Annotated in this window: 21 protein-coding genes; 14 read left to right on the top strand and 7 right to left on the bottom strand. The window is 63.9% G+C overall.

The annotated features are described in order from the left end of the window. Window positions 1–2: 2 nt before the first annotated feature. A complete protein-coding gene (locus VM99_05425; GenBank protein AKJ97519.1) occupies window positions 3–2,267 on the top strand; it encodes a DNA topoisomerase IV subunit A in 2,265 nt (754 codons plus the stop codon). A 179-nt stretch (window positions 2,268–2,446) separates the two neighbouring features. Next, a complete protein-coding gene (locus tag VM99_05420; GenBank protein ID AKJ97518.1) occupies window positions 2,447–3,154 on the top strand; it encodes a lipoprotein in 708 nt (235 codons plus the stop codon). Between the two features lie 252 nt (window positions 3,155–3,406). Here the strand turns inward: VM99_05420 and VM99_05415 are convergent, their stop codons facing one another. Beyond that, window positions 3,407–4,924, bottom strand: a complete 1,518-nt coding sequence (locus tag VM99_05415) for a histidine kinase (protein ID AKJ97517.1) — start codon at window positions 4,922–4,924, stop codon at window positions 3,407–3,409. A 133-nt stretch (window positions 4,925–5,057) separates the two neighbouring features. On the opposite strand from VM99_05415, the gene VM99_05410 reads away from it, so the two are divergent. Continuing rightward, a complete protein-coding gene (locus VM99_05410) occupies window positions 5,058–6,272 on the top strand; it encodes a phosphoserine phosphatase (protein AKJ97516.1) in 1,215 nt (404 codons plus the stop codon). 85 nt (window positions 6,273–6,357) lie between these two features. Here the strand turns inward: VM99_05410 and VM99_05405 are convergent, their stop codons facing one another. The 4 genes from VM99_05405 to VM99_05390 form a co-directional block, all read right to left on the bottom strand. Continuing rightward, window positions 6,358–8,118 (bottom strand): molecular chaperone, encoded by a 1,761-nt coding sequence (locus tag VM99_05405; GenBank protein ID AKJ97515.1) that lies wholly within the window; start codon window positions 8,116–8,118, stop codon window positions 6,358–6,360. Between the two features lie 192 nt (window positions 8,119–8,310). Further along, window positions 8,311–9,171 (bottom strand): phosphatidylserine decarboxylase, encoded by an 861-nt coding sequence (locus VM99_05400; protein ID AKJ97514.1) that lies wholly within the window; start codon window positions 9,169–9,171, stop codon window positions 8,311–8,313. 19 nt (window positions 9,172–9,190) lie between these two features. Continuing rightward, window positions 9,191–10,006 (bottom strand): thiosulfate sulfurtransferase, encoded by an 816-nt coding sequence (locus VM99_05395; protein ID AKJ97513.1) that lies wholly within the window; start codon window positions 10,004–10,006, stop codon window positions 9,191–9,193. 42 nt (window positions 10,007–10,048) lie between these two features. Further along, window positions 10,049–11,587, bottom strand: a complete 1,539-nt coding sequence (locus tag VM99_05390; protein ID AKJ97512.1) for a histidine kinase — start codon at window positions 11,585–11,587, stop codon at window positions 10,049–10,051. Window positions 11,588–11,753: 166 nt separating this feature from the next. On the opposite strand from VM99_05390, the gene VM99_05385 reads away from it, so the two are divergent. Next, window positions 11,754–12,605 (top strand): flagellar motor protein MotA, encoded by an 852-nt coding sequence (locus VM99_05385; protein AKJ97511.1) that lies wholly within the window; start codon window positions 11,754–11,756, stop codon window positions 12,603–12,605. Between the two features lies 1 nt (window position 12,606). Beyond that, window positions 12,607–13,647: a flagellar motor protein MotB gene (locus VM99_05380; GenBank protein ID AKJ97510.1), complete on the top strand. Its 1,041-nt coding sequence runs from the start codon at window positions 12,607–12,609 to the stop codon at window positions 13,645–13,647. 162 nt (window positions 13,648–13,809) lie between these two features. On the opposite strand, the gene VM99_05375 is transcribed toward VM99_05380, so the two are convergent. Beyond that, window positions 13,810–14,841 carry a GTPase RsgA gene (locus VM99_05375; protein AKJ97509.1) on the bottom strand — a complete coding sequence of 344 codons (1,032 nt, stop codon included), beginning with the start codon at window positions 14,839–14,841 and terminating at the stop codon, window positions 13,810–13,812. 107 nt (window positions 14,842–14,948) lie between these two features. Between VM99_05375 and VM99_05370 the strand changes: the two genes are divergently transcribed. Next, window positions 14,949–15,491: an oligoribonuclease gene (locus tag VM99_05370; protein ID AKJ97508.1), complete on the top strand. Its 543-nt coding sequence runs from the start codon at window positions 14,949–14,951 to the stop codon at window positions 15,489–15,491. A gap of 269 nt (window positions 15,492–15,760) precedes the next feature. Then, window positions 15,761–16,372, top strand: a complete 612-nt coding sequence (locus VM99_05365) for a membrane protein (protein ID AKJ97507.1) — start codon at window positions 15,761–15,763, stop codon at window positions 16,370–16,372. On the opposite strand, the gene VM99_05360 is transcribed toward VM99_05365, so the two are convergent. Next, window positions 16,354–17,433: an epoxyqueuosine reductase gene (locus VM99_05360; protein ID AKJ97506.1), complete on the bottom strand. Its 1,080-nt coding sequence runs from the start codon at window positions 17,431–17,433 to the stop codon at window positions 16,354–16,356. The two genes, VM99_05365 and VM99_05360, sit on opposite strands and share 19 nt — an antisense overlap. Window positions 17,434–17,496: 63 nt before the next feature. Between VM99_05360 and VM99_05355 the strand changes: the two genes are divergently transcribed. The 7 genes from VM99_05355 (at window position 17,497) to VM99_05325 (ending at window position 25,431) form a co-directional block, all read left to right on the top strand. Beyond that, window positions 17,497–18,996 (top strand): carbohydrate kinase, encoded by a 1,500-nt coding sequence (locus tag VM99_05355; protein ID AKJ97505.1) that lies wholly within the window; start codon window positions 17,497–17,499, stop codon window positions 18,994–18,996. Further along, window positions 18,984–19,454 (top strand): ATPase, encoded by a 471-nt coding sequence (locus VM99_05350; GenBank protein AKJ97504.1) that lies wholly within the window; start codon window positions 18,984–18,986, stop codon window positions 19,452–19,454. Before VM99_05355 ends, VM99_05350 begins: the two co-directional genes overlap by 13 nt. Next, the gene (locus VM99_05345; protein ID AKJ97503.1) at window positions 19,454–20,884 is read left to right on the top strand and encodes an N-acetylmuramoyl-L-alanine amidase; all 1,431 of its coding nucleotides are present in this window, start codon (window positions 19,454–19,456) and stop codon (window positions 20,882–20,884) included. Before VM99_05350 ends, VM99_05345 begins: the two co-directional genes overlap by 1 nt. Further along, on the top strand, window positions 20,881–22,794 hold the full coding sequence (mutL, locus tag VM99_05340; GenBank protein AKJ97502.1) for a DNA mismatch repair protein: 1,914 nt from the start codon (window positions 20,881–20,883) through the stop codon (window positions 22,792–22,794). Before VM99_05345 ends, mutL begins: the two co-directional genes overlap by 4 nt. Next, window positions 22,794–23,765: a tRNA delta(2)-isopentenylpyrophosphate transferase gene (miaA, locus tag VM99_05335; GenBank protein AKJ97501.1), complete on the top strand. Its 972-nt coding sequence runs from the start codon at window positions 22,794–22,796 to the stop codon at window positions 23,763–23,765. Before mutL ends, miaA begins: the two co-directional genes overlap by 1 nt. Window positions 23,766–23,856: 91 nt before the next feature. Beyond that, a complete protein-coding gene (locus VM99_05330; protein ID AKJ97500.1) occupies window positions 23,857–24,117 on the top strand; it encodes an RNA-binding protein Hfq in 261 nt (86 codons plus the stop codon). A gap of 12 nt (window positions 24,118–24,129) precedes the next feature. Continuing rightward, on the top strand, window positions 24,130–25,431 hold the full coding sequence (locus tag VM99_05325; protein ID AKJ97499.1) for a GTPase HflX: 1,302 nt from the start codon (window positions 24,130–24,132) through the stop codon (window positions 25,429–25,431). Window positions 25,432–25,473: the final 42 nt, after the last annotated feature.

Below are 25,473 nucleotides of genomic sequence, written 5' to 3'. Positions count from 1 at the left end.
GCATGAGCGACATTCTTGCAGACAGCTTAGACGGCGTAGAGCGCCGGTCGCTGGCTGACTTCACCGAAAATGCCTACCTCAATTACTCCATGTACGTGATCATGGACCGCGCCTTGCCGCACATCGGCGACGGCCTGAAGCCGGTCCAGCGGCGGATCGTCTATGCCATGAGTGAGCTGGGGCTGGACGCCGATTCCAAACACAAGAAGTCGGCGCGCACCGTCGGCGACGTGCTCGGCAAGTTCCACCCCCACGGCGACTCGGCCTGCTATGAAGCCATGGTGCTGATGGCCCAGCCGTTCAGCTACCGCTACACCCTGGTGGACGGCCAGGGCAACTGGGGGGCGCCGGACGATCCCAAGTCTTTCGCGGCCATGCGCTACACCGAGGCGCGGCTGTCGCGCTATTCCGAAGTGCTGCTCAGCGAACTGGGCCAGGGCACCGCGGACTGGGGGCCGAACTTCGACGGCACCCTCGATGAACCCCTGGTGTTGCCGGCCCGTTTGCCGAATATTCTCCTCAATGGCACCACCGGCATCGCCGTCGGCATGGCCACCGATGTGCCGCCGCACAACCTGCGGGAAGTCGCCACGGCATGCGTGCGCCTGCTGGACGAGCCCAAAGCCACGGTGGAGCAGCTCTGCGAGCACATCCAGGGTCCGGATTATCCGACCGAAGCGGAAATCATCACGCCGCGCGCCGACCTGTTGAAGATCTACGAGACCGGTCGCGGTTCGGTGCGCATGCGCGCTGTGTACCATATCGAGGACGGCGACATCATCGTCACCGCGCTGCCGCACCAGGTCTCCGGAGCCAAGGTGCTGGAGCAGATTGCCGCGATGATGCAGGCAAAACCGTCGAAAGCGCCGCAAGTGGCCGACCTGCGCGATGAATCCGACCACGAGAATCCTTGCCGCATCGTGATCATCCCGGTCAACAGCCGGGTCGATCATGAGGCGCTGATGCAGCACCTGTTCGCCAGCACCGACCTGGAGACCAGCTACCGGGTCAACATCAACATCATTGGCCTGGACGGCAAGCCGCAGCTCAAGAACCTGCGGGCGTTGCTGGTGGAATGGCTGGAATTCCGGGTCAAGACCGTGCGTCGACGCCTGCAATTTCGCCTGGACAAGGTCGAGCGTCGCCTGCACCTGTTGGACGGCTTGCTGATCGCGTACCTCAACCTGGACGAAGTGATCCACATCATCCGCACCGAGGAACACCCGAAGGCCAGCTTGATCGCGCGCTTCGACCTGAGCGAAATCCAGGCCGACTACATCCTCGACACCCGCTTGCGGCAGTTGGCGCGGCTGGAAGAGATGAAGCTGCGGGCCGAGCAGGACGAACTGCTCAAGGAACAAGCCAAGCTGCAAGCCCTGTTGGGCAGCGAAGCCAAGCTCAAGAAGCTGGTGCGCGCCGAATTGCTCAAGGACGCCGAAACCTACGGCGACGACCGCCGCTCGCCGATCGTCGAGCGCGCCGAAGCCAAAGCATTGACGGAGCACGACCTGCTGCCGAACGAGAAAGTGACCGTAGTGCTGTCGGAAAAAGGCTGGGTGCGCTCTGCCAAGGGGCATGACATCGATGCCACGGGGCTTTCCTATAAGGCCGGGGACGGTTTCAAGGCCTTGGCGGCCGGGCGGTCCAACCAGTTCGCGGTGTTTGTCGACTCCACCGGGCGCAGTTACTCGGTGCCGGCCCATACCCTGCCATCGGCGCGTGGCCAGGGCGAGCCGCTGACCGGTCGATTGACGCCCCCGCCGGGTGCAACTTTTGAATGCGTGCTGATGCCTGATGATGACGGGCTGTACGTGATTGCCTCGGACGCCGGGTACGGCTTCGTGGTCAAGGGCGAGGATCTGCAAGCCAAGAACAAGGCGGGCAAGGCGTTGTTGAGCCTGCCGAACAACGCCAAGGTCATCGCACCCCGGCCCGTGGCCGATCGCGAGAACAACTGGTTGGCGTCGGTGACCACCGAGGGCCGACTGCTGGTCTTCAAAATCAGCGACCTGCCACAATTAGGTAAAGGCAAAGGCAATAAGATTATCGGGATTTCCGGCGAACGGGTGGCGAGCCGTGAGGAATATGTCACGGATATTGCAGTGTTGCCGGAGGGCGCCACGCTTGTGCTGCAGGCTGGAAAGCGTACGCTCTCGCTCAAGGCGGATGATCTTGAGCATTACAAGGGTGAACGCGGTCGGCGCGGCAACAAGCTTCCGAGGGGGTTTCAGCGGGTCGATGCACTGCTCGTCGAAAACTTGAATTAGGCGTACTAGAGGGCTCGGTCTGCGATTAAAAGGCGCAGACCGACGCTTTGGCGCTGGAGTCGGAACGCATATTCACGGATGATAGGCCCTTTCAAGCGCCGGCGTGGCCGAGCGTTCTTCATAATGACCGAGTATTTTTTCACTGTGGCAGGCCTTGTGGCCGCCACCTGGATGGAACGATGACTGCTCTGCGCCTTCCTATTTTATGGCTCGCCGGCCTGCTTGGCCTGGCGGGTTGCAGCGTCCATCAGCCGGTGTCGCTGTATCAACTCGACAGCGGGACGCCCGCCCAGCCTGCGCAAAGCACAGGCATGGCGGTATTGCTGGGGCCGGTATTGATCGCCGATTACCTGCAACGCGAAACCCTGTTGCAACGCCAGCCAGACGGCAGCCTGCAGGCTGCCACGGACGGCCGCTGGGCCGGTAGCCTGTCTTCGGACATCGACCAATTGCTGTTGCGCCAGGTCGCCGGGCAACTGGACAGCCAGCGCGTGGTGCTGGCGCCGGCCACCCAGGGTTTCACCCCGGATGTCCAAGTGCTGCTGTCGATCACCCGCCTGGACTCGGGCAAGAGCCAGCCTGCGGTGCTCGATGCCCAGTGGCGGTTGATCGACCGTCGGGGCAAGGTTCGCGAGAACCGTATCGTGCATCTGCAAGAGCAACACGCCGGGACCACCGCGGCGCAAGTCCAGGCCCAAGGTGTACTGCTGCAACGCCTGGCCGAGCAGTTGTCCGTGTCCCTCAAGCCGTTGGCCAACCAGCCTCCGATCGTCGATACGCCGCGTAAAACCGCACCGACCCAGGCCAAGCCCGCTGCGCCGGAAAAATCGCCGAAAATCCCGATGGCCCTGCCGATTCGCACGGACATGGAAGTGTTCAGGTTCTGATGGCTGGATAGCCGTGAAGCAAGCCCGCGTTGATGCGGGCTTTGTTGTTTCTGGGGGAGGGGCTTCCACGCTTGTGCTGGCCCCTTCGCGGGCAAGCCCGCTCCCACAAGGTCCTTCATGACCACAGAACCTAATCCTGCCGAGGATTAAATGTGGGAGCGGGCTTGCCCGCGAAGAGGCCGGCGCGGCCCACAAAAAAGCCCGCAGACAATCACTCATCTGCGGGCTTCGTCATTCCAAAAGCGGCCGGGGTTAGGCCTGGCGCTCGTGCATCCGCGCCAGTTGCCGCTCCAGCAGCGACGGGTAAGGCTCCATCAGCCGTTCCACGCAGCATGCGCCTTCAGGGCTGGCGATGGGGCGGATACGGGCGCGTTGGCGGATCAACGCGTCGTCGTTGATCTTGCGCTCCACCAGCAGCAGGTTGCGGCTGTGTTGCGACAGCGCCAGGGCGTCCTGTGCGGTTTCGGTCAGCAGCAGGTCGATCTGGCTGAGGCCGAACAGGCCGTCACCCAGGGTCAGGCCCAATTGCAGTTGCAGGGTGATGCCGCTGTCCGCGACCTCGATCTGCAACTGGTGGCCCAGCGCCCGCAGCAACTCACCGCAGCAGATGGCGTTGGTCAGGTAGTCGTCACCACTGTCCTCGGTGTGGAACAGCATCAACGTGCTGCCGTCGTTCAAGGTGTGCAGTTCGCCCTGGTAGAGCGAGGCGGCCTGGTCGAGGCAGTCACGGTAGCGCTCGAGCAACTCCTTCAGGCGTGCCTGGGGCAGGCGTCGCAGTTGATCCTGGGCGCCCAGTTGCACGGCCAGTACGGCGCTGTGCTGGGGCAGGTTCGAGACGACGGGCTTGACGAGCGGCTTCGCTTCGCCGCTGATCGAATCGTCACGCAGGTCGGCGAAGGCGTCGTCGTCTTCATCGTCTTCGACCGTGCGCACCACATGGCGGGGCGCCGGTCTGGCGGCGGGCATCGGCGGGCTCTCGTCGAAGCCGGGATCGCGCAGGTTACGCACTTCGAAGCCCGGCTCGGCCTCGTCTTCGTCGACGTAGTCGAGCGCTTCGGGCTCGGGCACGGGGGCCGGCTCCGGAGCGAAGCTGGCGTGCAGTTGCCGGGCCAGGTCGCCGATTTCGTCCTGGCGCTGGGTGGCCGGGGTGTGTTCGTCGATGTCCCGCAGCCAGACGCGCAATTGCAACAGCGGCGTGGAGATGTGCCGGCCCAGGCGCAGGCTCAAGGCCAGGGCCAGCGCCAGCAGTATCGCGCTGAGGATGCCCATGCTTTGCAGGCTGATGGTCATCGGTTGCTGGAACTGGTCCATGTCCAGGCTGATGCGCAGTTGCCCGGCCGTCACGTCCTGGAAGGTGATCTTGCTCTGGTACATGCCGCCGGACTCGCCCAAAAGGCCAGGCTTGGGCCGCTGGCCGGCCTCGGCGAGGATGCGGTTGTCGACGCTGTAGATGGCCGCGTGGGCCACCAGCTTGTTCTTGGTCAGGTTGTTGAGCAGCACGTTGAGGCTGAGGATGTCGTTGGACACCAGCAACTCGGTGGCGGACGTGGCGGTCTGGGTCGTGAGGCTCTCACCCAGGGCATCGGCCTGCTCGTGCATCGCCTGCTTGAACTGCAGGCCCATCACGCAGGCATAGATGACCAGGGCCAGGGCGACCAGGATCACGTTATGGCTGGCAATGCGCAATGCAATCGGCACGCGACGGTGGCGCAGTGCACGGAAGATCAGCAGGAAGAAATTGTCGGTTTTGACTGGCGTGGGCCGGTTCACTGAGCTCGGCTCTTTGTCCGTGAAATTGACGCGCAGTATAGCGACAGCCCCATGACCGGCAAAGCACTGGCGGTGCCCGATGGTCACTGAATGTGGGTAGAATGCGGTTTTTTTCCACCTGCGGGGGTGCGCCTTGCGCGAAATCGTCCTGATAAACATCACTGGCAGCGACCGTCCGGGTCTGACTGCGGCCATTACCGGCGTTCTGGCCCAGGGTGGTGTGAACATTCTCGACATCGGTCAGGCGGTGATCCATGACACGCTGTCGTTCGGCATCCTGGTTGAAATCCCGGACGCCGAACACAGCAAGTCGGTGCTCAAGGACATCCTGTTCACCGCCTACAAGCTTGACCAGCAGGTTCGCTTCACCCCGGTTTCCGAAGCCGATTACCAGCACTGGGTCGCCGGCCAGGGCAAGAAGCGCCACATCGTGACCCTGCTGACCCGCAAGGTCACCGCCGAGCAGTTGCAGCGCGTCAGCTCGATCACCGCCAAATATGACTTGAACATCGACCACATCGACCGTTTGTCCGGGCGCATGCCCCTGGACACGCCGGACGACAAGGGCAAGGGCTGCATCGAGTTCTCCGTGCGCGGCGAACCGGCCGATCCCCAGGCGCTGCGGGCCGAGTTCCTCAGCGTGGCCCAGGAGCTGAACGTCGACATCGCCTTCCAGGAAGATTCGCTGTTCCGCCGTAACCGGCGCCTGGCGGTGTTCGACATGGACTCGACGCTGATCGAAGCCGAAGTCATCGATGAGCTGGCCAAGGCCGCAGGGGTGGGCGACAAGGTCTCGGCGATCACCGAGCGGGCGATGGCCGGCGAGCTGGATTTTCGCGCCAGCTTCAAGGAGCGCCTGGCGCTGCTGCAAGGCCTGGACGTCAGCGTACTGGACGCCATCGGCGCCTCCCTGCGCCTGACCGAAGGCGCCGAGACGCTGTTCGCCGAACTCAAGCGCCTGGGCTACAAGACCGCCATCCTTTCGGGCGGTTTCACCTACTTCGCCAAGCAGTTGCAGGCCAAGCTCGGCATCGACTACGTGTTCGCCAACGAGCTGGAAGTGGTGGACGGCAAGGTGACCGGCGTGGCCGTCGAGCCGATCGTCGACGCCCAGCGCAAGGCGGACCTGTTGCGTGAGCTGGCGCAAAAGGAAGGCTTGCGCCTGGAACAGACCATTGCCGTGGGCGACGGCGCCAACGACCTGCCGATGCTGGCCATCGCGGGACTGGGCGTGGCGTTCCGCGCCAAGCCACTGGTCAAGCAATCGGCCCGTCAGGCCATCTCGACCCTGGGCCTGGATGGGGTGCTGTATCTGCTGGGCTTCCGGGATCGCGACGGGCAGCTTTGAGACGGCGCTACACTGTTCCTTGTGCTGAGAGGATTTATCTGTGGTGAGGGGATAAATCCCCTCGCCACAGGGGCTGTGTCTGGCCTTAGAGCGACTTCCACAACGAATCGAAATCCCCCTCCGCTTCGCCGCCGCCCTGGGTGTCGCCTGCGTTCTCCTGGTGATAGGAAAACTGATTGAAGCTGTGAGTGCTGGTGATCCGGCGGTCCAGCCCGGCGCGGTGCTCCTGGCCGTTGGTGTTGATCAGCACGCGCTGGCCCTCCTGGAAGGGCAGGCGCGGGGCAATCATGGTGGGGGGCAGGTCGACGGCGCTGATCTCCGGCAGCAGCAGCCCGCGCAGGTAGTGGCCGTGCTCGTTCTCTTCGCGCACCAGTTGCAGGCCGCAGGGCTGGGCATAAGGTGCCACCAGCTCGATACCCATTTGCATGGCGCCGTTGCGCACCTGTCGGATCCAGCGCACGACGGCGATGCTCCAGGATTGATCGCTGGCGTCCCGGATACCGATCATTTCCCCGGCTTGCAGTTGCTCCGGCACCTCTTTCGGCCAGCCTAGGCAATACCCACCCGGGCTGTGGTTGATGATCGGCAGGTCATAGGTGGGAAAGTGATGCTGGCGGTCGGAACTGCTGCTGTCCTCATCGGATGGATTGGCCGGGTACTCGATTTCCTCATAGGGCAGCAGTTCGTTGTCTCCGTTGGGTGCGGCGTCGAAGGCCTGGCTCCAGGTGTCGCTGCGCTTGGTTGGCGCGGCTTCGAACCGGGCCTTGCGCGTGGTGGGTTTCTTCAGGATCTCGCTGAACGAGCGTTCACCGCCGAGGTAGTAGTGCAGCGCACTCATGCCCACGCACAGCGTCAATGTCCCGTTGCCTTCCATGCGCTGGAAGCTGCGCTCGGCCGCCTCGCCCCAGGCCGCCTGCAAGTGATTCAAGGTGTCGGTGTTCATCCCGGCCGGTACCGACAGGGCCGGGTCGGCCGGCTGTTCCAGGTGGGTGGCGATCATGCGCACCAATGGCTGCGGATCGAAGCCCTGCAATGTCGGTTGCTGCTCGGCCCTGAACTTGGAGCGGTAGCGTGGCCCGACATCCAGTTCCGCGGCGACGGCGAACAGGCTGGTGGCGTTGCTGGCAGGGTCGAGCCTGACCCACTGGCTCCACGCCTCCAGGGCTTCGGCCAGTCGCGCGATCTGGCCCTGGCGCAGCTGATTGCTGCGTGAGGCGCCCAGCAACAGAGCGACGATGTAGGTTTGCTCGGGGCTCAACTGGTGAACCTGGCTGGCCAGTTCGTCGCTCACGCTTTGTTGTTGCAAGCGGTGCTGGCAGGCAATCCGGTATAACTGGTGCAAATCGAGCCACAAGCCTTCAGGCACAGGGCTGTAGAGCTGGCTGGCGCGAATCAGCGGGCCATCGAGGGCGTGCATGGCGCGCTGCAATGCGGTGCTGAGCAGGCGGGCGCGGTCCTTGGTGTACTTGGATGCGATGCGCGCCACGATCTGCTTGTAACCCATCGCCAGCTGGGTTTGCAGGGCCTGGCAGAGGTTGACGATCTTGCGCGAGCGGTCATCCAGCACGATGGCCTGTTGCAGGAAGTGCCGCTCCAGGTGCTTGCAGACGTAATACACCTCGGGGCGCAGCAATTCGAGCAATTGCAGGCGATTGTCGCTGGGTGTGAGCAACTGGTTGAGTTCGCCAAGGGCCTGGTACAACAGGCGGGCGGTTTCGCCGATGTTGGCCTTGGGCAGGTCGGCGATCCAGCGCTTGAGGTCGCGCGGCGAGGCTTCGCAGAACGACAGGCGCGATTGCGTCGGGGACAGGACACGCAGCAACTGGAGAGGGCTGGTCTCATTCATGCCGTGGACGGGCTCCGGCGGGAAACAAACGTGATGTTCCAACTCTAGCAGTTGTAGCCGAAGGAGGTGCGCTATCTATGCTGGATACCCTGTGGGAGCGAGCTTGCTCGCGATGACGCCAGGACAGTCGCCATCGAGGTGACTGTTATATCGCCATCGCGAGCAAGCTCGCTCCCACATTTGATCTTTTACTCAGGCCTTTGGCAGTGCCAGGCCTTGGCCCATCTGCACCGGCGAACCGGCCACCAGGCTTTCAACCCATTTCACCTGGTTCGGCCCGAACAGCACGATGGCGGTGGAACCCAGCTTGAAGCGCCCCAGTTCGGCCCCTTTTTCCAGGTGGATCGGTGCACGGGCCGCTTCGTCGTAGCGGAACGTCTTCAGTTCACGCTTGGGCGGCGTGACCAAACCGGCCCAGACGGTCTCGATCGAGGCCACGATCATCGCTCCCACCAGCACCACGGCCATTGGCCCGCGTTCGGTGTCGAAGATGCACGCCACGCGTTCGTTGCGGGCGAACAGCTCCGGCACGTTTTCGGCCGTGGTCTGGTTCACCGAGAAAATCCGTCCGGGAATGTAGACCATCTCCCGCAGGGCGCCGGCCAGCGGCATGTGCACGCGGTGGTAGTCCTTTGGGGACAGGTAGATCGTGGCGAAATCACCGCCCATGAACGGCGCGGCATTGGCCGCATCGCCGCCCAGCAGCTCCAGCACGCTGAAGCTGTGGCCCTTGGCCTGGAACACCCGGCCATGCTCGATCGGGCCAAGCTGGCTGACCGCGCCGTCGGCCGGGCAGAGGATCGCGCCCGGGGTTTCGTCCAGCGGCCGCGCGCCGTCTTTCAGGGCGCGGGTGAAGAACGCGTTGAAGTGTTCGTAGGCGGTCAGGTCTTCCACCAGGGCCTGGGACATGTCCACTTGATAGCGCTTGGCGAACCACGCGGTGAAGGCATTCTTGAACCAGCGCACGCGGCATTCGGCAATGCAACCGGCCAGCCGCGACAGCAGGTGGTGGGGCAGCAGGTACTGAGAGAGGATGAACAAACGGTTTTTCATTAACGGTCCTTAAGAGCCTTCAACGTTCGATGGGGGTGTCGGGGTGATTGCCCCATTCGCCCCAGGAACCGGCATAGCCTTTGACCCGCGGATAACCGAGCGCCTTGGCCACAAGATAGGTGAAGCCAGAACGATGGTGGGTCTGGCAGTGGGTGATGATTTCTTTGTCTGGCGTGATGCCCAGTTGTTCGAGGATCTGCGGCATATCCTTGCGGATGCGCAGGCTGCGGGCCTGGTCCATGCCGGCCGTCCATTCGAAATTGACTGCGCCGGGAATGTGCCCGCCCCTGGCCGCGACGACTTTCTCGCCGGAGTACTCCAGTGGGCCGCGCGCGTCCCAGATGGCCAGGTCGGCGGCGCCGAGGCGGCTTTGCAGGTATTCGCGGGTGGCGGTTGGCGCGTCGTGCAACGTGAGGCTCACCGGGCTGGCGCCGGGCGCGGGTGCGTCGGTGGACACCGGCAGGCCCTCGTCCAGCCAGGCCAGCAGGCCGCCGTCGAGGTAGTGGTAATTGCCGTGGCCGATCACGTCCAACAGCCAGATGAACCGTCCGGCCCAACCGCCGCCTTCATCGTCGTACACCACGTACACCGCGTCCGGGTGGTGCCCGAGTTCGCCGAACAGGGCCTCCAGGTCGGCTTTTGCCGGCAACAGGCCCGGCGCCGGTGGCTGGCCCAATTGCGTGCGCTTGGGGTCGACGAAGCGGGCGCCGGGAATGTGCCCGGTGCTGTAGCGGGCGGCGCTGGTCAGGTCCACCAGGATCAGTTCGCGGGCGTCGAGGCGCGGCAGCAGCTCGCTCGGCTCGATCACCAGCGGCAAGCCAGAGAAGTCAGGCATGTGAGGTCTCCAGGGGCGCAAAGGGAAAGGATTGTAGCAAGTTCAACGGCCCCGGTTGGTAAAGGTGTGCAGGGCCCTTTCGATGCATTGCACGGTTTTGCCGAAGGCCTGCACGGTGACGTCCGAGAAAGGGCCGCCGCCCTGGTCCACGACGACGAGCATGATCACCCGGCCGTTGCAGGTCAGTGAGCGCAGCAGCAGGTGCTCGCCCTTGAACAGGGCGCGCAGGCCCGGCGGCAGTAACGCGGAGAACTGGGCATTGTTGTCCGGGTTCAGGCGTACCTGGGCCTGTTGGGCCAGCAACCGCTGCAAGACCTTGCTCTGGGCGATGGGGAAACTCATCGCCGCGACCTCTTTCGCCAGGCCGGCGGTTTGGTGCACGCGCACGCTGGTCTGGCTGCGGTCGGCCATCAGGATCATCACCCGGCGCATGCCGCAGGCCACCAGCACATCGCGAGCCGAACTGGTCAGGTGCATGGCGTTGCTGAACGGGCTCGGTTCCACCAGCAGGGCCGAGCATTGCTTGCGCCACTGGCTCAGGTCCGGGGCGCTGGGCGGGGGCGTCGACCGTTGGCCGGGCTGGACGCGGCGACTGCCCCAGGGCCAGATCAGGGCCTCGGCCGGGTGCCAGAGGTCTGGCATGGCGTGTTGCCGGGCGCTGTTGGCGGCTTGTTGGTGCAGTTGCTGCTGGACATCGTCCATTGAAATTTGCAGATACAAACTGGTGAGGTATTGCCAGCGGGCGATGTGGGGGGCGTCCCAGGCCTGGTGCGCGGAAAGGGCCAGGCCGTTGGCCAGCAGCACGGTGTTGGCCGGCTGATTGAGCCAGCGCCGCAGGGTCGGGTCATCGTCCAGGCGATTCTGCTGGCGCAATGGGTGCTCGCTGTCCCGGGCGATACGCAGCACTTTCACCAATTCGCGCCGTTCGTTGAGCAGCAAGCGGTAGCCTTGCACCACCCAGATCGGCAGGCGCCAGGCTTCGACCACGCCCAGGCAGATCTCCAGCAGGCCGACGCCGAACAGTTCGTGCTCGACCTGGCTGGCCGACTGGCCTTTATGGATGACCCGCAGCTCCCACTCCCCGAGCAGCCGCGGGTGCGTCAGGGCCAGGGGCCAGAGCGGCGAGAGGAACAGCAGGCTGCCCCAGTGGATGTCCTGCCACAACCGCGCCAGGCGGCTGGAGAAAAAACCGTTGGCCTGTTGCGTGGCGTGCTGGCTGATCAGTTGCAGCTGGCGCAGGGTCACGGGGATCTGCTGCTCGGGCAGCGAAGGCAGGCGCGCGAGCAATTGCTCGGTGCGCTTGAGGCCGAGGCGGTTGAGGGCGACTTCAAGGTTTTCCGCCGGTTCGGCGAGGCTGCCATGGGTGTGATGGTTGGCTTCGCGGATGACGCTCAGGGCCAGGGCTGGGCTTTCCTGCATCAGCTCGGCGATGTCGCGCAACGAGCGGCGGCTGTCGGCAAGCGCCTTGCAGACCAGGTCGTGGCTGGCCTGGGGCACCGGCAGGTGGACACCCTGGAGCAGCTTTACCCAGCCTTCGAGGGTGGACGGTCTTGGAGTCGGGACGTTCGATACATTAGCCATGGTTGGACGCGATCATCCCATGAATTATCTACGCCCGGAACGGGGCAAATTGGCTTTTCGCCGGAACTGGCTATAGTCTGGCGCAGTTTTGCCGATAAGTAGAAGAAGAGATTTTTCAGCTTCCGAATATGACCTTGAACCCGACTTAAATAAGTACTTTCTATCTATGGCTAAAATTATCGGCATCATTGTCGTGTTCGCGAGCGTGCTCGGCGGATACGTGCTCTCCCATGGCAAGATTGCCGCCCTGATCCAGCCCTTCGAGGTGATGATCATCGGCGGTGCGGCCTTTGGCGCTTTCCTGCAGGCCAACCCTGGCTATATGACCATGCACGTGATCAAGAAATCCTTGACCATGTTCAGCTCGCGCTTCACCCATACCTTCTACATCGAGGTGCTGGGGCTGGTGTACGAGATCCTCAACAAAAGCCGCCGCGAAGGCATGATGGCGATCGAAGGCGATATCGAAGACGCCGCCGCCAGCCCGATCTTCGCCAAGTACCCAGCCGTGCTCAAGGACGCCCGCATGACGGCGTTCATCTGCGATTACCTGCGGATCATGTCCTCGGGCAACATGGCGCCCCATGAGCTCGAAGGGCTGTTCGACATGGAGCTCTACAACCTGAAGGAAGACCTGGAACACCCATCCCACGCGGTCACCGGCATCGCCGATGGCATGCCCGGCTTCGGTATCGTTGCGGCGGTACTGGGGATCGTGGTGACCATGGCGTCCCTGGGCGAAGGCGACCAGGCGTCCATCGGCTTGCACGTGGGTGCGGCGCTGGTGGGTACCTTCTTCGGTATCCTGGCGGCGTATGGCTTCTTCGGCCCCCTGGCCCATTCCCTGGCCCATGACGCCAAGGAAGAACTGAACGTCTACGAGGCCATCAAGGCTTCCCTGGTAGCGTCTGCCTCGGGCATGCCGCCGTCGCTGGCGGTGGAGTTCGGCCGCAAGGTCCTGTACCCGGCGCACCGTCCAAGCTTCGCCGAGCTGGAACAAGCAGTTCGCGGTCGCTGATATGGAAAATAACCAGCCGATCATCATCAAGCGTGTCAAGCGCATCGCCGCTGGACACCACGGGGGTGCCTGGAAAATCGCCTTTGCCGACTTCGCGACGGCGATGATGGCGTTCTTCCTGGTGCTGTGGCTGCTGTCCACGGCCACCCCGGAGCAGAAAATCGCCATCGCCGGTTACTTCAAGGACCCGATCGGCTTCTCCGAAAGTGGCACGCCCTACATCATCGACCTGGGTGGTTCGCCGACCCTGGCGCCGGACAATACCCTCAACCCTGAAGTCAAGTCCCAGCCACAGCCCGACAAGGTGACGGTGGACACCGATCAGGTCGAGGGCATGGCCGAGCAGGTCGAGCGCGAGCGCCTGGAATTGCTGCTGCAGGAGTTGCAGAACAAGGTCGACGAGAACCCGCAATTGCAGAAGTTCAAGGACCAGATCCTGTTCGAGATCACGCCGAACGGCTTGCGCATCCAGATCACGGATGCCGAGAACCGGCCGATGTTCGACTCCGGCAGCGCGCGCCTGAAGCCTTATTTCGAGGACATCCTGCTGGCCATGGCCGACACCATCAAGGCGGTGCCGAACAAGATCAGCATCAGCGGCCATACCGACGCCAAGCCGTACGTCGGCAAGGGTGACTACGGTAACTGGGAGCTCTCTGCCAACCGCGCCAACGCCGCACGTCGCGCCCTGGTGGCTGGCAGTTATCCGGATGAGCAGGTGGCGCGGGTGGTCGGTTATGCCTCCTCGGCATTGTTCGACCGCAAGGACCCGTTCAACCCGATCAACCGGCGTATCGACATCGTGGTGCTGACCAAGAAGGCTCAAAAAGCCATCGAAGGTTCGCAAACCAACGACCCGGCGCCAGACCCTGTCCAGGGTCAGGGCGCCCCCGGTGAAGCCCCGGCAACGCCGTCAGGCGCGGCGGTGGACCCGAACGCGTTGCCGGCGGACCAGCAACCGGTGCCGGCCCACGAACTGCGCGAACGGTTGAACCTGTTTGACGATGCGGCGCCCAAACCGCCCGCAACGCCTGGGCAGTGACCCATGAAAAAGCCGACATGACTGTCGGCTTTTTTTTATCTTTCGCAATTCCCGTGGCGAGGGACCTTGCTCCCGCCGGGCTGCAAAGCAGTCCTTTTGGTGAGCGCTTCGCGCTCAAGCGGGAGCAAGCTCCCTCGCCACGGAAATTGTGTATTCCTACAGTCAGTAACTGCTGTCCGGCAAGCTGGCGATGATCGAGCGGTAGCTGTTCATCCGTTGTTGGTGCACGCGGCCTTCTTCCAGGGCCTTGAGCAGGGCGCAACCGGGTTCGCGGTCGTGCTTGCAGTCGCGGAAGCGGCAGGTACCGATCAACTCGTTGAACTCGATGAAACCGGCTTCCACATCGGCCCGGCTGACGTGGCCCAGGCCGAATTCGCGGATGCCCGGCGAGTCGATCAGTTCACCGCCGCCGGGGAAGTGGAACAACCGCGCGGTGGTGGTGGTATGGGTGCCCTGGCCGGACAGTTCGGAAAGCGGCCCGACACGGGTCTCGACCTCTGGCAGCAGGCTGTTGACCAGCGACGACTTGCCGACCCCGGACTGGCCGACGAATACGCTGATGCGCCCGTCCAGTTGCCGTTGCAACTGCTCCATGCCGTTGCCGTGGTGGGCCGAGACTTCCAGCACCGGATAGCCCAGGTCCCGATAGACCGACAGCAGGGCGTTCAGCGCCGGGGCGTTGTGCGCGTCGATCAGGTCGAACTTGTTGAGCAGCAACAACGGGCGGATGCCGGCATGTTCGGCGGCCACCAGGTAACGGTCGATCAGGTTGGCATGGGGCTCGGGCAACGGGGCGAACACGATGACGATCATGTCGACGTTGGCCGCCACCGGCTTGAGCTGGCCGCGGCTGTCCGGACGGCACAGCTCGGTGTGGCGCGGCAATTGCGCCACGATCACGCCGATGCCCTGGTTGCCGGCGCGCCAGACCACCTGGTCGCCGGTGACCAGTGCCGGCAGGTTGGCCCGCAGGTGGCAGCGGAACACCTGGCCGGCCAACTCGCCTTCGCGGGCCTCGACCTCGACCTGCACACCGAAGTGCGCGATCACCAGGCCGGTCTGTTCAGGGCCCAGGTCGCCACCCTCCAGGGCCTCGACAGCGCTGGATTCGCGCTTGGCGGCGCGGGCGGCGCGTTCGCCCTGGATCTTTTCGATGCGCCAGTTCTGACGACGATTGAGTTGGCGTTTGGCCATGGGTGTTCCGTATGAAGAAATGCAGCGATTAGGTAAAACGGCCGCGAGTTTAGCACGCCCGAGGGCCGGCCTAGGCTAAACTGCTGGGCTACGCCGAGGAGCCCCCCATGCAAAATCCGCAGAACCTGATCTGGATCGACCTGGAAATGACCGGTCTGAACCCTGACACCGACGTCATCATCGAAATGGCCACCATCGTCACCGACAGCGACCTCAACACCCTGGCCGAAGGCCCGGTGATTGCGATCCATCACAGCGACGAAATCCTCGCCGGCATGGACGAATGGAATACCCGCCAGCACGGCGGCTCGGGCCTGACCCAGCGAGTGCGCGACAGCAAGATCAGCATGGCCGAGGCCGAGGCCCAGACCATCGCCTTCCTGGAGCAGTGGGTGCCGAAAGGCAAGTCGCCGATCTGCGGCAATAGCATCTGCCAGGACCGCCGCTTCCTTTATACCCACATGAAATCCCTGGAAAGCTACTTCCATTACCGCAACCTGGACGTCTCCACCCTCAAGGAGCTGGCGGCCCGCTGGGCGCCGCACGTGCGTGACAGCTTCCAGAAGGGCGGCAGCCACCTGGCCCTGGACGACATCCGCGAGTCCATCGCCGAGTTGCAGCATTACCGCAAGCATTTCATCAAGTTCTGACCGGCCCCCAGCGGGATTGCTGTTGTGGCGAGGGAGCTTGCTCCGCTCTTGTGGCGAGGGGATTTATCCCCGTTGGGCTGCGTAGCAGCCCCAAAAACCTGATACCCCGTGTGTCAGGTCGCTTGGTCAGGCGTATCAGGGGCTGCTGCGCAGCCCAACGGGGATAAATCCCCTCGCCACGGGTTCCGTGTTGGGCATGTCGGAGCTGCCCTCTTTTGGTGCCTGTCCGAAATGGCTAGACTGCGCGCCCTCCTGCAAGGACCGCCATCATGTTGTTGATGCTTTACCTGATCGCCATCACCGCCGAAGCCATGACCGGCGCCCTGTCTGCCGGGCGTCGCGGCATGGACTGGTTTGGCGTGGTGCTGATTGCCTGCGTCACCGCGCTGGGTGGCGGCTCGGTGCGTGACGTGTTGCTCGGGCATTACCCGCTCACTTGGGTCAAACACCCGGAGTACCTGGTGCTGACCACCGCGGCGGCGATGCTGACGGTTTTCCTGGCGCGCTGGATGCGCCATCTGCGCTCGTTGTTCCTGGTGCTCGATGCCCTGGGTCTGGTGGCGTTCACCCTGATCGGCTGCATGACGGCCCTGGAAATGGGCCACGGCATGCTGGTGGCCTCGGTCAGCGGGGTGATCACCGGGGTGTTTGGCGGCATCCTGCGGGACATCTTCTGCAACGATATTCCACTGATCTTCCGTCGCGAGTTGTACGCCAGCGTCTCGTTTGCCGCGGCGTGGTGCTACCTGCTCTGTGTCTACCTGCAATTGCCGAGCGAACAGGCGATCCTCATCACCTTGTTCGGCGGTTTCCTGCTGCGGCTCCTGGCGATCCGCTTTCACTGGGAAATGCCGAAGTTCGTCTATAACGACGAGGTCTGACGTTGCGCGTGCTGGCGCAGCGCCCATTCGACATGTTCGCGCACCAGTTCCGAGGGGTAGTCGCGCCGCGCTTCCAGCGCCTGCAACACCGGGATGGTTGAGGGGGCGTTGCCCAGGCCGACCGCCAGGTTGCGCAGCCAGCGTTCGTAGCCGGCCCGCCGCAGCGGCGAGCCTTCGGTGCTGCTGAGAAACGTTTGCTCGTCCCACAGGAACAGCTCGGCCAGGCCGGCGTTGTCGAGGTTATGGCGCGGCTTGAAGTCGCTCTCGCCAGAGGGGCGGGCGAAGCGGTTCCAGGGGCAGACGATCTGGCAGTCGTCGCAACCGAACACTCGGTTGCCGATCAACGGTCGCAATGCCTCCGGAATGGCGCTTTTGAGCTCGATGGTCAGGTAGGAAATGCAGCGACGGGCATCCAGCACGTAGGGCCCGACGAAGGCGTTCGTCGGACAAATATCCAGGCAGGCGGTGCATTTTCCACAATGCTCGCTGGCATGGGGTGGATCTGTCGGCAGCGGCAGGTCGACGAACAGCTCGCTCAGGAAGAAGTAACTGCCGGCCTTGCGGTTCAGTACCAGGGTGTTTTTACCGATCCAGCCAAGCCCGGCCTGTTCGGCGATGGCTTTCTCCAGGACCGGAGCGCTGTCGACGAAGGCGCGATAACCGAAGGGGCCGATGACGGCCTGGATTTTTTCGGCCAGTTGTTGCACGCGCTTGCGGATCAATTTGTGGTAATCGCGGCCCAATGCATAACGCGAGACGTAGGCTTTTTCCGGTTGGCCGAGCATTTGCGCCATCTGGGTGTCGCCCGGCAGGTAGTCCATGCGCAGGGACACCACCCGTAGGGTGCCGGGCACCAGCTCTTCGGGGTGCGAGCGCTTGCTGCCATGGGCGCCCATGTAGTCCATTTCGCCGTGGTAGCCCGCTTCGAGCCAGCGTTGCAGGTGCAGTTCATGCTCGGCGAGGTCCAGGCCGCTGATGCCGACCTGCTGGAAGCCCAGCTCGCGGCCCCACTCCTTGATGGATTGGGCGAGGGCGGGGAGGTCTGTGGGGATGGCGGGCATGAGGCGAGAGAAACCGGAGCTGAGATGCGTATAATTCTGCCAGACATCGGAGCCCGAAGACGCATGCCGCACACTAAAGATGATTTTCCCGACGCGCTGTACAGCGCCGCGCAAGTGCGGGCCCTCGACGCGCAACTGATCGCGGCAGGCACCACGGGCTTCGAATTGATGCAGCGCGCGGCCCGCGCCACCTGGCGCGCAATCGTCCGGCGCTGGCCCGATGCCCGTGAGTTGACCGTACTTGCCGGTCACGGCAACAACGCCGGCGACGGCTACCTGGTTGCGACCCTGGCGCGCCGTGCGGGCTGGACGGTGCGGGTGCTGGCGGTGGGCGAGCCCCGGCGATTGCAGGGGGATGCCGCCAATGCCCACGCCGAAGCCATTGCCGTGGGTGTGCCGGTGGAGCCGTGGTCGGACGAATCCGAATTGCGCGGCGTGCTGCTGGACGCATTGCTCGGCACTGGCCTGAACGGCGAGGTTCGCGAACCGTATGTGCGTGCCATTGACACCATTAACGTCAGTGGCCTGCCGGTGGCGGCGGTGGACATCCCCTCGGGCTTGTGTGCCGACACTGGAAGGGTGCTGGGCACGGCGGTGACGGCCGACCTGACCGTCACCTTCATCGGTCTGAAGCTGGGGCTGTTCACCGGCGAAGCGGCGGACCGGGTCGGTGAGCCAGTGTTCAACGACCTGCAGGCCGACCCGGATCTCGTCGAATCGGCGCCGGTCAGCGCTCGACTGCTCTCGGCGCACAATCTGCCACGCCTGGCATCGCGCGCCGCCACCGCCCACAAGGGCAAGTTCGGCCATGTGTTGCTGATCGGCGGCGATCGGGGTTTTGGCGGCGCGATCCAGATGAGCGCCGAAAGCGCCCTGCGCTGCGGCGCGGGCATGGTGTCCATGGCCACCCGCAGCGAGCATGTAGCGTCGGCCTTGACGCGCTTGCCCGAGGTCATGGTGCAGGGCACGCATTCGGCCAACCAATTGATGGGCCTGCTTAAGCAAGCCAGTGTCGTGGTGGTCGGTCCGGGCCTGGGCCAGGCCGCGTGGGGGCGCAGCCTGTTGTCGGCGGCGGCCAATGCGCCGCTGCCGCAGGTCTGGGATGCCGATGCGCTGAACCTGCTGGGCAGCGGCGCTGTCAGTCTGCCGGGGGATTGTGTCATCACACCGCATCCGGGGGAGGCGGCGCGGTTGCTGGGGATATCCACGGCCCAGGTGCAGGCTGACCGTCCGGCGGCGGCCCGTGCGCTGAGCGAACAGTACGCCGCTACGGTCGTCCTCAAGGGCGCCGGCAGCCTGATTGCCAGCCCGGACGGTCGCCTGGCGGTGTGCCGCCAGGGCCATCCAGCCATGGCCACCGCTGGTCTGGGGGATGTCCTGGCCGGGGTGGTCGGTGCGTTGCTGGCCCAGGGCATGGAAGGGTTCGAGGCTGCCTGTCTGGCGGTATGGCTGCACGCCAATGCCGGTGCCCAGGCCGGTCAGTTGGGCCGGGGGGTGGCAGCGACCGACCTGATCCCGGCCATTCGTCAGTTGTTGGAGGAGCATTCACCGTGTCTGAAGTAACCCTGTACGTGGCGGACGAAGACGCCATGACGGAATTCGGTGCGCGCATCGCACGCACCACGGCGGGCCATGGCCTGATTTTTCTCGAAGGTGATCTTGGTGCGGGGAAAACCACCTTGTCCCGTGGCATCATTCGCGGCCTCGGCCACGTCGGCTCGGTAAAAAGCCCTACGTTCACCTTGGTCGAGCCCTACGAGATCGGCGACATACGCGCTTTTCATTTCGACCTGTATCGGTTGGTGGATCCGCAAGAGCTGGAATTTCTCGGTATCCGCGATTATTTCGAAGATGACGCCTTGTGCCTGATCGAATGGCCCGACAAGGGTGCAGGCTTTTTGCCAAAGCCTGACCTGACCATTACCATTGGCGCGCAGAATGGCGGGCGTTCGCTGAAACTGACGCCGCAAGGCTCGCGTGGCGAGTCGTGGTGTGCCGCGTTGGCATTGGAAAACTATTGATGATGGGGTTTGGTATGCGCTTTCGCGCGGTGGTTGCTGTCGTAGGACTGTTGCTTACGGCACTGGCCGTCGATGCTGTGGCCGAGACAAAGGTCAACAGCGTTCGCCTCTGGCGGGCGCCGGATAACACTCGACTGGTGTTCGACCTGACGGGGCCGGTGCAGCACAGCGTGTTCACCCTGACCGCCCCCGACCGCCTGGTGATTGACATCAATGGCGCCTCCCTGGGCGCGCCGCTGAACGTGGCCACCGCCAACACACCGATTACCGCCATGCGTTCGGCCCAGCGCACGCCCACCGACCTGCGGGTGGTCATCGACCTGAAAAAGGCCGTGACCCCGAAGAGCTTCACCCTGGCCCCCAATGCCCAGTACGGCAATCGGCTGGTGGTGGACCTGTTCGACAACCCGGCCGACGCCGCGCCGCCACCACCACCGCCGACCAATGTCGCCACGGTGCCTGCGGTGCCGGTGACCCCGGCCGAACCGGCTATCAAGTTGCCACCGGCACCGGCCGGCAAGCGCGACATCATCGTGGTGATCGACGCCGGCCACGGCGGCGAAGACCCAGGTGCCTCGGGCTCCCGTGGGCAGCGTGAAAAAGACGTGGTGCTGTCCATCGCCCGTGAGCTGCAACGCCAAGTCAACGGCATGAAAGGTTTCCGCGCCGAGCTGACCCGTACCGGCGACTACTTCATTCCGTTGCGCGGGCGTACCGAAATCGCCCGCAAGAAAGGCGCCGACCTGTTTGTCTCCATCCACGCCGACGCCGCACCTTCCGCGGCGGCATTTGGGGCGTCGGTGTTTGCCTTGTCCGACCGGGGCGCCACGTCCGAGACCGCCCGCTGGCTGGCCGACAGTGAAAACCGCTCCGACCTGATCGGCGGTGCCGGCAACGTCAGCCTCGATGACAAGGACCGCATGCTCGCCGGCGTATTGCTCGACCTGTCGATGACCGCCTCGTTGACCTCCAGCCTGAACGTCGGCCAGAAGGTCCTGAGCAACATCGGCCGGGTCACGCCGCTGCACAAGCAGCGCGTCGAACAGGCCGGGTTCATGGTGCTCAAGTCGCCGGATATCCCCTCGATCCTGGTGGAAACCGGCTTCATCTCCAACTCCAACGAAGCGTCGAAGCTGTCGTCGGCCAGCCACCAGCAGGCGCTGGCCCGTTCCATCAGCAGCGGTGTGCGGCAGTTCTTCCAGCAGAACCCGCCACCGGGTACCTACATCGCCTGGCTGCGCGATTCCGGCAAGATCGCCCAGGGCCCGCGGGACCATCGGGTCAGCCCGGGCGAGACCCTGGCGATGATCGCGGTGCGCTACCAGGTGTCGCCCGCCGCGCTGCGCAGTGCCAACAACCTCAAGAGTGACGAACTGAAGATCGGCCAGACCCTGACCATTCCCGGCAACGAAGTGGCGTCCAAGCAATGAGCGATGAAGTGATCGGCAGCAACGCCCGCATCGAGCTGCTCAGCCCGCGATTGGCGAACCAGATCGCGGCCGGCGAGGTGGTCGAGCGCCCGGCGTCGGTGATCAAGGAATTGCTGGAAAACAGCCTCGACTCCGGCGCCAAGCGGATCGATGTGGATGTCGAGCAGGGTGGCGTCAAGCTGTTGCGGGTGCGCGATGACGGCGGCGGTATCTCCTCCGATGACCTGCCGCTGGCCCTGGCGCGCCACGCCACCAGCAAGATTCGCGACCTGGAAGACCTTGAGCGGGTCATGAGCCTGGGGTTTCGCGGCGAGGCGCTGGCGTCCATCAGCTCGGTGTCGCGCTTGACCCTCACGTCCCGTACCCGCGACGCCGACCAGGCCTGGCAGGTCGAGACCGAAGGCCGGGACATGGCGTCCCGAGTCCAGCCGGCCGCCCATCCGGTGGGCACGTCGGTGGAAGTGCGCGACCTGTTTTTCAATACCCCGGCGCGGCGCAAGTTTCTCAAGGCCGAGAAAACCGAATTCGATCACCTGCAAGAAGTCATCAAGCGCCTGGCCCTGGCGCGTTTTGACGTGGCGTTCCATTTGCGCCACAACGGCAAGACCATCCTCAGCCTGCACGAGGCCCATGATGACGCGGCCCGCGCCCGGCGCGTGGGGGCGGTGTGCGGCGCGGGCTTCCTCGAACAGGCGTTGCCCATCGAGGTGGAGCGCAACGGTCTGCGGCTGTGGGGCTGGGTCGGGTTGCCGACCTTTTCCCGCAGTCAGGCCGACTTGCAGTATTTCTACGTGAACGGTCGGGCGGTGCGCGACAAGCTGGTGGCCCACGCGGTGCGCCAGGCGTATCGCGATGTGCTGTTCAACGGCCGGCACCCGACCTTCGTGCTGTTTTTCGAAGTCGACCCGGCGGTGGTGGACGTCAACGTGCACCCGACCAAGCACGAAGTGCGCTTCCGTGACGGCCGCATGGTCCACGATTTCCTGTATGGCACCTTGCACCGCGCCTTGGGCGATGTGCGGCCGGAAGACCAGCTCGCGGCGCCGGCCGCGGTGGGTGGCATGGTCCGGCCCACGGGGCTGGAGGCGGGCGAGTTCGGTCCCCAGGGCGAAATGCGCCTGGCGGCCAATGCGCTGCTGGAGCAGCCCCAGCCCCAGCCAAGCTACAACCCGGCCGGCAGCGGTGCCGGCAGCGGCTATCAATACCAATACACACCACGCCCGCAATCGACTGTACCGGCAGCCGAGGCCCAGGCGGCCTACCGCGAGTTTTTCAAGCCGCTGCCTGAAGCCGGTGCCACGGCCTTGCCCGACGGCCAGGGCGACATTCCGCCCTTGGGTTACGCCTTGGCGCAGCTCAAGGGCATCTACATCCTTTCGGAAAACGCCCAGGGCCTGGTCCTGGTGGACATGCATGCCGCCCACGAGCGGATCATGTACGAGCGGCTGAAAATCGCCATGGCCAGCGAAGGCCTCAGCGGCCAGCCACTGCTGGTGCCCGAATCCCTGGCCGTCAGCCAGCGCGAGGCCGATTGCGCCGAAGAGCACGTGGGCTGGTTCCAGCGCCTGGGCTTCGAATTGCAGCGCCTGGGCCCGGAAACCCTGGCGATCCGCCAGATTCCAGCTTTGCTGAAGCAGGCCGAGGCCAATCGGTTGGTCAGCGACGTGCTGGCGGACCTGATGGAGTACGGCACCAGCGACCGCATCCAGGCGCACCTGAACGAACTGCTCGGCACCATGGCCTGCCACGGCGCGATTCGCGCCAACCGGCGCCTGGCCCTGCCGGAAATGAACGGCCTGCTGCGGGACATGGAAAACACCGAGCGCAGCGGCCAATGCAACCATGGCCGGCCGACCTGGACCCAATTGGGCCTGGATGACCTGGACAAACTGTTCTTGCGCGGTCGTTGATGAGCCAGTTGCCACCCGCGATTTTCCTGATGGGGCCGACCGCCGCCGGCAAGACCGACCTGGCCATCGAACTGACCAAGGTCTTGCCCTGCGAGCTGATCAGCGTCGACTCGGCGCTGGTCTACCGAGGCATGGACATCGGCACCGCCAAGCCGTCCAAGGCGCTGCTGGCCGAATTTCCCCACCGCCTGATCGATATTCTCGACCCGGCCGAGGCCTATTCGGCGGCGGATTTTCGTCGCGACGCGCTCCAGGCCATGGCCGAGATCACCGCGCGCGGCAAGATCCCACTGCTGGTGGGCGGCACCATGCTGTATTACAAAGCCTTGGTGGACGGCCTGGCGGACATGCCAGCGGCCGATCCCGAGGTCCGCGCGCAGATCGAAGAAGAGGCCGCGCGCCTTGGCTGGCAGGTCCTGCACGCGCAATTGGCGCTGATCGACCCGGAATCGGCCGCGCGCATTCATCCCAACGATCCGCAGCGGCTCAGCCGGGCGCTGGAGGTTTATCGGGTCAGTGGCCTGAGCATGACTGCCCTGCGCCAGCGACAATCTGCGCAAAGTACTGAAGCAGCCGCTTCGGGACTGCAACAATTGCCCTATACTGTCGCGAATCTGGCCATCGCTCCGGCGAGCCGGCAAGTGCTGCACCGGCGAATTGAACAAAGATTCACATTAATGTTGGAACAGGGATTCATCGACGAGGTCGTAGCCCTGCGTAAGCGAAGTGACCTGCATGCCGGGGTGCCGTCTATACGTGCTGTGGGTTACCGCCAGGTCTGGGATTACCTTGACGGCAAGCTGACGTCAGCCGAGATGCAGGAGCGTGGGATCATTGCCACGCGCCAATTGGCGAAACGCCAGTTCACCTGGCTGCGCAGCTGGACTGACCTGCATTGGCTCGACAGTCTCGATTGCGACAATCTGCCACGCGCCTTGAAATACCTCGGGACCATCTCCATATTGAGCTGAGTCCTTGCAATTGCCGTCTATCCTTGGGGGTGTGACGGCCCAAGCCATCTGATTCCGATTTTTATTATTGATCCTTAAAGGAGTGCGGCACATGTCAAAAGGGCATTCGCTACAAGACCCTTACTTGAACACTTTACGTAAAGAAAAAGTTGGGGTGTCCATCTATCTCGTCAACGGGATCAAACTGCAAGGCACGATCGAGTCTTTCGACCAGTTCGTCATCCTTCTGAAAAACACCGTCAGCCAGATGGTCTACAAGCACGCGATCTCCACCGTTGTGCCAGTTCGTCCAATTCGTCTGCCTAGCGCAACCGAATCCGAAGGCGGTGACGCTGAACCGGGTAACGCCTGATAGGAGCCTCCTTTGTTCTTTGAGCGCCACGGTGGTGGTGAACGGACCATTCTCGTTCACCTGGATGGACAGGACCCTGAGGCGCGCGAAGATCCGCAGGAGTTTCAGGAATTGGCACTTTCGGCCGGCGCCGAGACCGTCGCGTTCTTCAACGTGCCGCGTCATCGGCCAACCGCCAAGTTCCTGATCGGCAGTGGCAAGGTCGAGGAGTTGCGCGACCTGATCAAGGCCGAGCACGTCGATTTGGTGATTTTCAATCACATCCTCACGCCTAGCCAGGAACGCAACCTCGAACGTGTCTTCGAGTGTCGCGTGATCGACCGGACCGGTCTGATTCTCGATATCTTCGCCCAACGCGCCCGCACCCATGAGGGCAAGCTCCAGGTCGAACTGGCCCAGCTTGAGCACATGAGTACGCGGCTGGTTCGCGGCTGGACTCACCTTGAGCGGCAAAAGGGCGGTATCGGCCTGCGCGGCCCGGGTGAAACCCAGTTGGAAACCGACCGGCGCCTGTTGCGGGTTCGCCTGCGCCAGATCAAGGGGCGCCTGGAAAAGGTCCGCAGCCAACGCGAACAATCGCGACGCGGCCGCAAGCGCGCGGAGATCCCGACGGTTTCACTGGTGGGTTATACCAACGCCGGCAAATCGACCCTGTTCAACAACGTCACCCAATCCGACGTCTATGCCGCCGACCAGTTGTTCGCCACGCTCGACCCGACCCTGCGCCGGCTCGACCTGGACGACCTCGGGCCGATCGTGCTGGCCGACACCGTGGGCTTCATCCGTCACTTGCCGCACAAACTGGTCGAGGCTTTCCGGGCTACGCTCGAAGAGTCGAGCAACTCCGACCTGCTGCTGCACGTGATCGATGCCGCCGAGCCGGACCGGATGCTGCAGATCGAGCAGGTGATGGTGGTGCTGGGCGAGATCGGGGCCCAGGACTTGCCGATCCTCGAGGTATACAACAAACTCGATTTGCTCGAGGGCGTGGAGCCGCAGATCCAGCGCGATGCCGACGGCAAGCCGCAACGGGTCTGGTTGTCGGCCCGCGACGGCAGCGGCCTGGACCTGCTCAAGCAGGCCGTGGCCGAGCTGCTCGGCGACGATCTGTTCGTGGGAACCCTGAAGTTGCCGCAACGTTTCGCCCGGCTGCGTGCCCAGTTCTTCGAGCTGGGCGCGGTGCAAAAAGAAGAACACGACGACGAAGGCACCTGCCTGCTGGCGGTGCGCCTGCCTCGATCGGAGCTGAACCGTCTGGTCAGTCGCGAAGGACTGCAACCGATGGAATTCATCGAGCAACACACTTTGCAATAAAAGCCTGAGAAAGCGGTGTCAGGCATTCTGTAGCATTGGTCG

Origin of the sequence: Pseudomonas chlororaphis, assembly GCA_001023535.1 — a bacterium.
Lineage (GTDB): Bacteria > Pseudomonadota > Gammaproteobacteria > Pseudomonadales > Pseudomonadaceae > Aquipseudomonas > Aquipseudomonas chlororaphis_E.
Note: the sequence above shows the minus strand (reverse complement) of the source record. Positions and strands in the feature narration are given on the sequence as shown.